9 protein-coding genes are annotated in these 11,850 nt (G+C 45.2%); all 9 read left to right on the forward strand.

Annotated features, from left to right (window positions below; translation table 11 throughout):
* Positions 1 to 13: 13 nt before the first annotated feature.
* The 9 genes from FAZ15_RS13670 to FAZ15_RS22990 all read left to right on the forward strand — a co-directional run bounded on the left by FAZ15_RS13670 (position 14) and on the right by FAZ15_RS22990 (position 11,828).
* Positions 14 to 724, forward strand: a complete 711-nt coding sequence (locus FAZ15_RS13670) for an SGNH/GDSL hydrolase family protein (protein ID WP_136901875.1) — start codon at positions 14 to 16, stop codon at positions 722 to 724.
* A gap of 84 nt (positions 725 to 808) precedes the next feature.
* A complete protein-coding gene (locus tag FAZ15_RS13675) occupies positions 809 to 3,148 on the forward strand; it encodes a glycoside hydrolase family 3 C-terminal domain-containing protein (protein WP_136901876.1) in 2,340 nt (779 codons plus the stop codon).
* A gap of 28 nt (positions 3,149 to 3,176) precedes the next feature.
* Positions 3,177 to 4,598 carry an apiosidase-like domain-containing protein gene (locus FAZ15_RS13680; protein WP_136901877.1) on the forward strand — a complete coding sequence of 474 codons (1,422 nt, stop codon included), beginning with the start codon at positions 3,177 to 3,179 and terminating at the stop codon, positions 4,596 to 4,598.
* 23 nt (positions 4,599 to 4,621) lie between these two features.
* Positions 4,622 to 5,137 (forward strand): gluconate 2-dehydrogenase subunit 3 family protein, encoded by a 516-nt coding sequence (locus tag FAZ15_RS13685; protein WP_136901878.1) that lies wholly within the window; start codon positions 4,622 to 4,624, stop codon positions 5,135 to 5,137.
* Between the two features lie 31 nt (positions 5,138 to 5,168).
* Positions 5,169 to 6,884, forward strand: a complete 1,716-nt coding sequence (locus FAZ15_RS13690) for a GMC oxidoreductase (RefSeq protein ID WP_136901879.1) — start codon at positions 5,169 to 5,171, stop codon at positions 6,882 to 6,884.
* A 20-nt stretch (positions 6,885 to 6,904) separates the two neighbouring features.
* Complete coding sequence (locus tag FAZ15_RS13695) at positions 6,905 to 7,915, forward strand: GntR family transcriptional regulator (RefSeq protein ID WP_136901880.1); 1,011 nt, start codon at positions 6,905 to 6,907, stop codon at positions 7,913 to 7,915.
* Positions 7,916 to 7,935: 20 nt separating this feature from the next.
* Positions 7,936 to 10,845, forward strand: a complete 2,910-nt coding sequence (locus tag FAZ15_RS13700; RefSeq protein ID WP_136901881.1) for an FAD-binding and (Fe-S)-binding domain-containing protein — start codon at positions 7,936 to 7,938, stop codon at positions 10,843 to 10,845.
* Between the two features lie 565 nt (positions 10,846 to 11,410).
* Positions 11,411 to 11,704, forward strand: a complete 294-nt coding sequence (locus tag FAZ15_RS13705) for a DUF202 domain-containing protein (protein ID WP_202912398.1) — start codon at positions 11,411 to 11,413, stop codon at positions 11,702 to 11,704.
* On the forward strand, positions 11,694 to 11,828 hold the full coding sequence (locus tag FAZ15_RS22990) for a hypothetical protein (protein ID WP_262709303.1): 135 nt from the start codon (positions 11,694 to 11,696) through the stop codon (positions 11,826 to 11,828). The genes FAZ15_RS13705 and FAZ15_RS22990 overlap by 11 nt, the downstream gene beginning before the upstream one ends.
* Positions 11,829 to 11,850 lie beyond the last annotated feature (22 nt).

The raw sequence follows: 11,850 nt of genomic DNA on the forward strand, positions 1-11,850 counted from the left end.
ATTGTAAAACAGGATGAAAAAAATAATAATGAGCATGTATTGCCTCTTTATTTGCTTAATAGCTAATGCACATCTAGGGCAAGATTCATTACAGAATCTCTGTCAGCTCAAACAGGAATTAAAGAAGGTATTTCCGCATAACCGAACCATAAATCTCGTGTTCCACGGACACTCCGTTCCTTCAGGATACTGGGCTAATCAAGAGGTGCACACCTTGGATTCATATCCTTATATCTTACTTGGTCTGCTGAAAAAGGAATATCCAAAAGCGGTTATCAATATCATCGTCACGGCGATCGGCGGGGAGCATGCGGAAAAAGGCGAAGCCAGGTTCTTGAACGATGTATTGCCTCACCGGCCAGACCTCGTGTTCATCGACTATGCTCTTAATGACCTGGGACTGGGCCTTGCGCGTGCAAATGTTGCTTGGGATCAAATGATCAGCTATGCGAAGTCCAATGGTACGCCCCTCGTACTGCTGACGCCATCTCCTGATCAGCGGCAGGATATGAACAATCCGGAAAACATGCTGAGCCAGCATGCAAGGCAGATCAGAAAGTTGGCGCGGATGAATGGTTTACCTATTGCGGATTCGTATGCAGCATTTGAAACCGTATTTAGAACGGAGGGAACGATTGCACCGTTGATGTCACATGTTAACCATCCAAACCGTTTGGGGCATGAGTTGATAGCAAACGAGATATTCAAGCATTTAAAACGATAGTAAACACGCGGATGGATCCGCTGCGGTGGGTTAAAAGGTCGAATGTACAGAAGGATCTTTTTAGGAATAACAAAATTTAGAATTATGCAGAAAAGTAATCAAAAGGTAGTTTTTTATTTCACATTGCTGATGTTGGGACTGGTTGGGTCGATAAAAGATCTATATGCACAAAAGAAATACCCGCAATTTGGTATTGACCCACTGAATGAAGTGATCGCGGCCATGACAATTGAAGAGAAGGCGCTGATGGTCACCGGTGCAAAACGCCGTGAAGTTTACCCAATCGCTTTGCCGGGGAAAAAGCAAAAAAATATTGTAGCTGTGGGTGGTTATACATACCCTTTTTTGCATCTGGGGATCCCCCCCATCTACTTGTCAGATGGTCCGGCGGGTGTTCGTATTGCGCCCAAACGAATGGGCGAAAAACAAACTTATTATGCGACCGCTTTTCCGGTGGCGACCCTCGTAGCTTCAGGATGGGATACGTCTCTTTCTAAGGAGATAGGTGAGGCCATGGGGCATGAAGCGCGCGAGTATGGCGTGGATATACTCTTGGCTCCGGCCATGAATATTCATCGCGATCCATTGGGGGGGAGAAGTTTTGAATACTACTCCGAAGACCCCTTGTTGACGGGCAAAATGGCTTCGGCATTTGTACAGGGCATACAATCTCAAGGTGTTGGCGCATCTATTAAGCATTTTGCAGCCAATAATCAAGAGACAAGCAGACGGTACATTAACACCATCTTATCGGAGCGCGCTTTACGTGAGATTTATTTAGAGGGATACCGTATCGCAGTTCAGGAAGCGAAACCGTGGACGGTGATGTCGTCATACAACAAGATTAACGGCGTATACACCCCGCAAAGCAAAGAACTGCTTGTGGATATCCTCCGCAAAGAATGGGGCTTCGACGGTTTCGTACTGACGGATTGGTACGGTGGCGATGATCCGGTGGAACAAATGAAAGCGCATAACGACCTGTTGATGCCCGGTTTACAAGTATGGACCGATACGATTGCCCATGCACTGCGTTATGGGGATCTGAGCATGGATGTAGTCGACCAAAACATTGCGAATATTCTTAATGTGGCGCTAAAAACCGGTACATGGAAGAATTATCATTATACCGATAAACCCGATTTTGAAAAGAGCAAAGAAATTGCACGTCGGGTGGCGAGAGAAAGTATGGTCTTATTAAAAAATGAACATAATGTACTTCCATTAAATAAGGGCTCTAAATCTATAGCATTATTTGGAAATTACAGCTATAAAAATCTCCCTGGAGGGACAGGAAGTGGTGCGGTCAATTATGCACATGCGGTGTCTGTCGCCGAGGGATTAAACCATGCAGGCTTTAAAATTGATCCCACATTAGCTGAAAAATATATGACTTACCTAGAGAAAGGTAAGCTGATTGTAGAGAAAGCCGATAGTCTGATTACAGCTATGCCTCAACGAGATAGTATATTGGGCGAATTGCAATTCAGCAATCTCGACATAGAAACAAGCGCGAAGGAATCAGATGTAGCGTTTATCTCCATAATGCGCATATTTGGCGAAGGTGGTGACCGAAAGATCGACCATTTCAACCTAACTAACGAAGAATACACATTAATCGATAGGGTGTCGAATGCTTATCATGCGGAACATAAAAAAGTGGTTGTCTTATTGAATGTCGGTGGTGTGGTGGAGACTGCATCCTGGAAAGATAAAGTCGACGGTATACTGCTGACTTGGCAGTCGGGTCAGGAAGGTGGTCATGCGGTTGCTGATTTGGTAAGTGGCAGGTTTACCCCAGCGGGTAAACTTCCAACGACATTTCCCGTCAGGTACACTGATGTTCCGTCGGCTAAAAACTTCCCCGGCACTCCTGCCAGAAATCCGACAGAGGTGGTTTACGAAGAGGATATTTACGTTGGTTACCGATACTATGAAACATTTGATGTGAAGACTTCATTTCCCTTTGGATTTGGACTTTCTTATACCGCTTTTGACTACACAGACTTTAAAGTTAAAAAGGCTAGCGAGGGCCGTGCCCATATAGAAATTACGGTGAAGAATGTCGGTCAGTTTGCTGGCAAGGAGATCATACAGGTATATGCCAAAGCACCAATAGGTAAGCTGGACCATCCTGAAAAGGAATTGAAAGCTTTCGGTAAAACGCGATTACTCCAACCTGGGGAATCCCAAACACTCCGGTTTGAGATAACACCACGTATGCTTTCTTCATTTGACACAGATGCTTCTGCATGGGTTGCCGAGAAAGGTAGTTATGATTTGATGGTTGGGACTTCTGCAGCTTCCGTCGTTGAAAATGGGAAATTTCGGTTGAAGAAAAGGATCGTGACGGAAAAGGTGTCTAAATCGCTGGCGCCACAGGTGGAAATAAAAGCGCTGCAACCCGCGAAGCGAAAGCGTTAAATAATTATACGATTTAGATGATAAAACAATGATTCGATCACGTTGTATTGCTATGGGCATACTGATCTTGCTTCAGCTGAAGATGGTGCAAGCGCAGTCATTAAAGGTGGCAACTTCAAGCCATTATCTGCAGAAAGAGGATGGAAAACCTTTTGTTTGGATCGGCGATACGGCATGGGAGCTATTTCATAAATTGGATAGTACGGGAGTCGATGAGTACTTAACGACTAGGATGGAGCAGGGGTTCACTGTGATTTATGCTGTGGTATTGGCGGAACACAATGGGCTGTCGTCGCCGAATGCCTATGGCGAGCTTCCGCTCCGGCACCTTGATCCGGCTACGCCAAACCTGCGATATTTTGAACATATTGATTATGTAGTAAATAAAGCACAAAGTTTAGGCCTCTATCTGGCGGTGCTACCAACCTGGGGTAGCTATGTCCCAAACAAAAGAGATGGGGATCGATCTTACATTTTTACGCCCCAAAACGCGTACGATTATGGGAGCTTTCTTGGCAGCCGTTACCGCAATAAACCCATTGTCTGGGTTTTAGGAGGGGACCGTAACGTGGATAATACGGAGGCAAACAGGGTATGGGATAGCATGGCGACGGGAATTCAAATGGGCAACGGAAATACACAGCTAATGAGTTATCATCCGGCAGGGGAGAGCACTTCGGCCTATTGGTTCCATAAGTCACCGTGGCTGGCCTTCAATATGTACCAAACCGGCCATGCGCGGAAGGCAATGCCAGGCTATCAATATGCCGAGGCGCACCGTTTACTGGACCCACCAAAGCCGTTTCTCGACGGGGAACCTGCTTATGAGGATATCCCCATAAAATTCTGGGAATATATAGCACAAAAGCCCTTGAAGGAGCTAGATAGCGGGGTAATCGATCGCTCAGGAATAATTAGAGATAGCACATACTTCCGCGGTGGATTCTTTTCGGACCGCGATGTGCGTAATCAGGCATATTGGGGGCTCCTATCGGGGGCTATGGGGTTCAGTTACGGAAACAATGCGGTGTGGCAATTTGTAGAGGTGGGCAAAAATAGTGTGTTACCAAGCCTACATACTTGGCGGGAAGCGCTACGTCGGCCGGGGGCGGAACAAATAAAACACCTTAGGCTTTTCATGGAAAAGTGGGATTTTTCGACTTTCGTACCCGACCAGTCTATCATCTATGGAATCAATAGACCTGGGACATCCCATATCCGGGCAGCTACGAATACGGATAGATCTGTTGTTTTTGTATATACACCTGTCAACCAAGTGATCGTGTTGAATTCTCCTGCGCACGCGCAAGAGGTGTATAAGGTGAGCTGGTTCGATCCGCGTAATGGACGTACGTATGTTCAAGAGGACGTCGCCTTGATGGAGCAGGTGGAATTTACGCCGCCAGAAGAGACAGACGACTGCCTGCTCATCCTTGAATTAAAAAAATAACTTTTTTTTGAAAAACATAAATTATGCAACGCAGAAGGGCTCTTAAACATTTATTATTCATAGCAGGGGGGATGGTGATGTTTCCCTCTTGCTGGCGCGATCAGCGAAAGTCTAGCATTGCGCTATCGAATCTGCATATAAATTCGGAAGAGGAGAATTTACTCGCCGAAATAGTCGGATCTATTATTCCCGAATCTGATAGCGTGGGAGGGAAAGGACTGAATTTACATCTATTTGTCCTAAAAATGGTTGACGATTGCCATAGTGAAGAGGATCAACACGTTTTTATGCGAGGCCTAAGGGCTTGGAATCGAGAAATGAAGAATTTTTCTGGCAGCACATTCGTCCTTGCCGACCCGCCTCAGCGCCATTCATATTTAGTGACTATCGATCAGGACAAGGCACACCCGTTGTCTGGCTTTTTTGCAATAACCAAAAGGAGAGTGATACAAGGCTATGTGAATTCGGAGTATGTTATGAAAAACGAAGTGATCTATGAACTTGTTCCGGGAAGGTACAATGGCTACGCCGATGCGTAAGCGATTGCTGATGAAAAATTAATTTAACGTTATGGCAAATATAAATTTAGATAGTATAAAGGAACGCACATTTGATGCAATTGTTATTGGATCGGGCATCAGCGGAGGGTGGGCAGCCAAGGAGTTGTGTGAAAAGGGTTTAAAAACGCTGGTTTTAGAGCGCGGACGCGACATTAAGCATGTTAAGGACTATCCGACAACCAACATGTATCCCTATGAATTCGAACATCGGGGCGAAATGACCTATGCGGATAAGCAGGAGAACCCAATTGCAAACCGTTGCTATGCCTATCGGGAGGATTCCGCTCATTTTTTTGTAAAGGATAATGAGCATCCGTACATCCAGGAAAATGATTTCGATTGGATACGTGGATATCAGGTTGGCGGGAAATCGTTATTATGGGCACGACAGGTACAGCGATGGAGCGACTTTGATTTTGAAGGGCCGGGCCGGGACGGGTTTGCTGTCGACTGGCCGATACGGTATAGCGATCTTGCGCCATGGTATGACCACGTGGAACGCTTTATCGGTGTGGCAGGCAACCGGGATGGCGTGAATGAACTGCCCGATGGACAGTTTTTACCCGCATACCCCCTAAATGCAGTCGAGGATTATTTTAAACGTGTCCTTGCTTCGCGATATACGAATCGACATGTCATTAGCGCCCGATGTGCACACCTTTCACAGCCTCAACCGGTCCATATTGAGCAGGGGAGGGTCCAATGTCAAAATCGCGTTCTTTGTCAAAGAGGCTGTCCGTTTGGTGGATATTTTAGCAGCAATGCTTCGACTCTTCCATGGGCAGCAAAGACGGGTAATATGACCCTTAGGCCTTTTTCTGTTGTCGCGTCGATTATTTTTGACGAACAGAAGGGACAGGCGATAGGCGTACGCGTGATCGATACCAATACGAAGGAAGAGACGGAATTTTATAGCCGTATAATTTTTGTCAATGCTGCGGCATTAAATACCAATCTTATACTGCTTAATTCGGTATCAAACCGGTTTCCCAACGGGCTGGGTAACGATAACGGCCTGCTCGGCAAGTACATTGCATTCCACAGCTACACGGCGGTGATGTCTGCCGAATACGGCGGCGAACTGGAATACCGGACGGATGGGCGAAATCCGGCGGGAGGAGGATACATACCCCGGTTTCGTAATATTTATAAACAGGAGACAGATTTTTTACGGGGCTGGGCGGCGACATTTAGCGCCACTCGGAATCCCGCCAGCAATACGAGTGGTGTGGGCGCATCATTAAAAGAACAGTTACTTAATCCAACTTTAGGCAACTGGCGGGTGCATTCGCACATGATGGGCGAGACTATTCCAAAGGAAAGCAATCGTATATGGCTTGATGGCGACCGAACAGATGATTGGGGTGTTCCTTTGCTACATATTGACGTGGCCTATGATGATAACGATTGGAAAATACAAGCGGATTACTTCGAGCAAATGACCGAAATGTTTGATACTGCCGGATTCAAAAACATTAAAACGAGAAAGGATGATCGTCGGCCTGGAAACGATATACACGAGATGGGGGGAGTACGTATGGGGCTGGATCCAAAAACTTCCTTACTTAACAAGTGGAACCAGCTCCACGCTTGTCAGAATGTGTTTGTAACCGACGGAGCGTGTATGACGTCTACCGCTACACAGAATCCATCTTTGACCTATATGGCCTTGACAGCACGAGCAGTCGACCATGCTTTGGATCAGATGAAAAGGGGGGATCTTTAATTGAGGATAAGCGGTATAAGATGAAAGCAATAGATAAAAGAAACGGCGGGGCATTGCTTAAATACGAGCAGATTGCCGCTTCCATTGCAATAGATATTAAGAATGGGGATTTGAAGAAAAATGAGCAACTGCCCTCCATTACCGTGTTTAGCAAAACGCATGGAGTATCTCGTGACACCGTTGAGAAAGCCTTTAAAAAGCTAATTCGTGAAGGATACGTGAGAGCATATCGTGGTAAAGGAAACTTCGTAATCGGTGTACAGGATGTTCGTTTGAGAGTTTTGTTGATTTTTAATAAATTGAGCTCGTACAAGAAGATTGTCTACGACGCCATTATTTCAACATTGGGTGAGTCGGCAAAGGTCGACCTACAGATTCATCATTATAGTCCACAGTTGCTTACCGAAATTATTGACGAGAACCTTGGTTACTATCACTACTATGTCGTGATGCCTCATTTTGCACACGATGTGGAAGAAGGCGTTTATATGAAGATCTTGCAGAAGATTCCTCGCAACCAACTTGTGTTGTTGGATAAGGATCTTCCGCAGCTGGATCATGCAGGAATATCCGTATATCAGGATTTTAAACACGACATCTACCATGCATTTGTTGCTGCAAATGATCTGATGGAAAAATATAAGAAGATCGTTGTGGTGTTCCCTAGTCATAGCAACCATCCGGCCGAACTCAACGAAGGCGTTCTGAAATTCTGCACGCAAACCGGGAAGGCTTTCGCTGTCATTGCCGATGTAGGTAAAGAAGTGCTGGAGAAAGCCGTATTGTATATTGTGTTGACAGAGTCGGATTTAGCCACCTTAATCAAAAAAAGCAAGACAAGTATGCTAACACTGGGCAAAGACTTGGGCATATTATCCTTCAATGAAACCGTACTGAAAGAACTCCTAAATATTACCGTTATCACGACTGATTTTGAGAGGATGGGTCGGACAGTTGCAACCCTGATCCGCGAAGGACGGGCTGAACAGGTAAATAATCCTTTTTTTATTATCAAACGCGGTTCGGTATAGTTATATATGCAAATTTTGATATGAAAAGAGTTTTAGACCTGCTCGCAGCATCCTTAAAGGGTTTTCTATATTATGATGAAAAGGATGTTAAGCACGAGACCATGCGATTGGCTTACGCTACAGATGCATCAGTTTACCAAGAAAAACCCTTGGCGGTTGCAATTCCGGCGGATGTGGAGGATTTAAGAAAACTTATTGTCTTTGCGCGGAGCCATAGGGTTACATTGATTCCACGAACGGCTGGGACATCCTTAGCCGGTCAAGTGGTAGGAGCTGGAATAGTTGTTGATGTATCTCGCGCCTTTAATGCCATCTTGGAATTGAATGTTGCGGAACGCTGGGTAAGGGTGCAGCCGGGTGTGATCCGCGACGACCTTAATGCCTATTTGAAACCATATGGTTTAATGTATGGCCCCGAAACTTCTACGGCTAACCGCGCTATGATAGGGGGGATGATCGGTAATAATTCATCAGGTCTCCATTCCATCGTCTGGGGAGACGCCCGCCAGAACCTCCTTTCTGCTGATATGCTGCTTGATGATGGATCGTTGGTTTGTTTTGAAGCGGTGAACGAGCAACAGCTCGTTCAAAAGCTGTCTCTGAGTAACAGGGAAGGCGATATTTATCGTAATATACATGCTATTATAACTGATAAGGATAATCTAAGTATGATTCGATCTGGATATCCAAAGAAGAACGTACGTAGGAGAAATACAGGATATGCAATAGATATGTTGGTGGAAAGTGTGCAGCCCTTTAACCTTTGCCAGCTGCTGGCTGGATCAGAGGGTACACTCGGTATATTGACGGAAGCTCGGTTGAAGGTTATGCCTTTGCCACCTAAAGAAGTCGGTCTGCTGTGCGTACATTTTGCGGATCTAATCGAATCCATGCGTGGAAACGTGATAGCGTTAAGACACGGTCCGGCAGCGTCTGAACTGGTGGATAAGTACATCATGGATTTCACGATCGGGCATCCTACCTACCAACGCAACCGTTTCTTTATTGAAGGAGATCCCGAGTCTCTTTTAATCGTTGAGTTTCGTGCAGACACCTATGAGGAACTCGTGCGTAAGGCAAATGCCCTAAAAGAGGAACTACAGGATATGCAACTGGGATATGCGTATCCGCTAGTGACTGGCCCAAGATGCAATGCAGTGTGGGAGGTGCGTAAGGCGGGGTTGGGATTGATCCGAAACCTGCCGGGGGAGAGTCAGCCTGTAAATCTGATCGAAGACTGTGCCGTTGCGCCGGAAGATCTTCCGGCGTACGTAGCTGATGTGCAACGTCTCTTAGCTGCAGAAGGCGTACATGCGTCCTACTATGCACACGCAGGAGCAGGAGAGCTTCATATAGAGCCCTTTATCAACTTGAAAACGGCTACAGGTAAACAACAATTTCGAAATATATTGGAGAAAGCGACTGACCTGGTGCTAAAGTACAGGGGGTCGCTGAGTGGCGAGCATGGGGACGGTCGACTTCGGGGTGAATTCATTGGTAAGGTGCTAGGTGAAAATATTTATCAGCTCTTGCTACAGGTTAAAGCGATTTTTGACCCGCATAGCGTATTCAATGCCAACAAGATTGTACATACGCCGCCCATGGACACATCTTTGAGGTATGAACATGGGATTAAGGACAGCGTTATAAGAACCTACTTTGATTTTACGAACGACGAGGGTATTCTTCGACTAGCTGAAAAATGCTCGGGGTCGGGTGATTGTCGCAAGAGCGAAATTGCCGGAGGAACCATGTGTCCTTCTTTTATGGCCACTCGTGACGAAAAAGATACGACGAGAGCGAGAGCCAATATACTCCGGCAGTTTCTAACAAACTCTACAAAAAAGAATCGCTTTGACCATAAAGAGATTAAGGAGGTAATGGATCTATGCCTGAGTTGTAAGGGGTGTAAAAGTGAGTGTCCGTCCAGTGTAGATGTTACCAAAATGAAAGCGGAATTTCTCCAGCACTATTATGATAAGAACGGAAGCTCTTTTCGGGCAAAGGTGATCGCTAACTTCAGCAAATCACAACAGTTAGCTTCGTTTATTGCTCCTATATACAACGGAGTGGTTAGCTCAGAAAAGCTTTCGTCCTTGATCAAAGCGTTACTGGGATTTGCGACGAACCGCTCACTTCCCAAAGTCGCAGCCCACACGTTGAAAGACTGGCACAAAAGGCGGATCAAGCGTACTTCTGATCGGAAGGTGTATCTATTTTGTGACGAGTTCACAAATTACAATGATACTGATATCGGTATTACGGCAATAAAGCTTCTGGAAGCATTGGGCTATGAAATTATTATACCCGAACACGTGGACAGCGGCCGCACTTACCTGTCCAAGGGTTTTGTTAAAAAAGCGAAGCAGCTGGCCAAGAAAAATGTTCTTCTGCTGCACGGCGTGGTGAGTGCGGACATCCCGCTAGTAGGAATCGAGCCGTCGGCGATTTTGACATTTCGAGATGAATATATAGATTTGGCTGATCCCGAATGGAAAAACGAAGCCATAGCGTTAAGTCGCAATAGCTTACTTATCGACGAATTTTTGGATCGGGAGCGCGTGGCGGGTAGGATACGGGAAGATATGTTCACCTCCGAACCACGAAATATAAAGTTACATGGTCACTGCTACCAAAAGGCGTTTCATCTTGTCGGTCATACCTATAACATACTTTCGTTGCCCAAAAATCATGAAGTGGAAATCATCCCATCGGGATGTTGCGGTATGGCGGGGTCATTCGGTTACGAGAAGGAACATTATGATGTGTCGATGAAAGTCGCTGAGCTAGTGCTTTTACCTTGTATACGCGAAACAGAAGTGGAAACGCTTATCGTGGCTCCGGGAACCTCTTGTCGTCATCAGATAAAGGATGGTGTTGGTCGACGATCTTACCACCCGATTGAGGTTCTGTTCAATGCGTTGAAATAGTTAGTTGCATAGCGTTAGCCAATATTTTGAACGCGATAGTTCGTTTTTTTTCCCGGTTAAATTCATCCCTCGCATTATGAAGTCCATTAGAATAGAACAGTATGTAAAAGTCAATGGATACGGAATTTTATTTTTAAATTAAGTTTTTCGCTAAAAACGTGACAACGAACATTTTTATCTTTGTTATATTGTCAACTTTGATATGTAAAACGCCTTCCTTAAAGGAAATGATCTTCTTTTTTGAGAAGATCTATCCTATTTCACAGCATGCTGAGGAGTTTGTGATGGCGCATACTTCTTATGTCAACGTCAAAAAGTACAATACATCAGAGAGCCGAAGGCCGGAGAGGAGATGGTTTACTTTGTGGTTAGAGGGTTACTGCGCAGCTTTTTGATGGAAGATGATGTAGATATAACAACCTGGATAAACGAGGAACATAATATGATTGGCAGTATTCGTAGTATAGGCCTCGAAGTGTAAACAGGAGAGTTAGCTTGAAAAGGTGAGAAATCTAAAACTATTTCACAGCTAAGCTGTATCTAGAATTACATAACAATGACGCCGATGAATAAAGATCTAATTTTACGGGAAAGGTTAGCCATACAACGTACGCATTTGGCCAATCAGACCACTTGCTTGGCGTTTTTGCGCACGGCAATGTATTTCTTCGTGGCCGGACTATCCATCGATAGTTTCTTTTCCTTTAGCGAATCGCATTTTACGATGTGGTTATTCTTCACCGTTTCCATTGTACTGATCACTTACGGTATATTTAATTTTTGGAAAAACCGCGCAAAGATCTTGAGCAGTGAGCGTCATATCGGTGATTTCAAAACAGCGTATATGGATGAATCCTAAAAGGGTAAGGATATGGTGTACATTCGATATTGACGTAGGGCATTATGAACAGGCAGAAGATGTTGAAACGCTGAGAACGGAGAAACGGAAGAGGAGGAAAGTGATAGCCGATAAGGAAAAGTGAAAAGGTGTTTTTCTGTTATGCT

The organism is Sphingobacterium olei (genome assembly GCF_005048855.1).
Classification (GTDB): domain Bacteria; phylum Bacteroidota; class Bacteroidia; order Sphingobacteriales; family Sphingobacteriaceae; genus Sphingobacterium; species Sphingobacterium olei.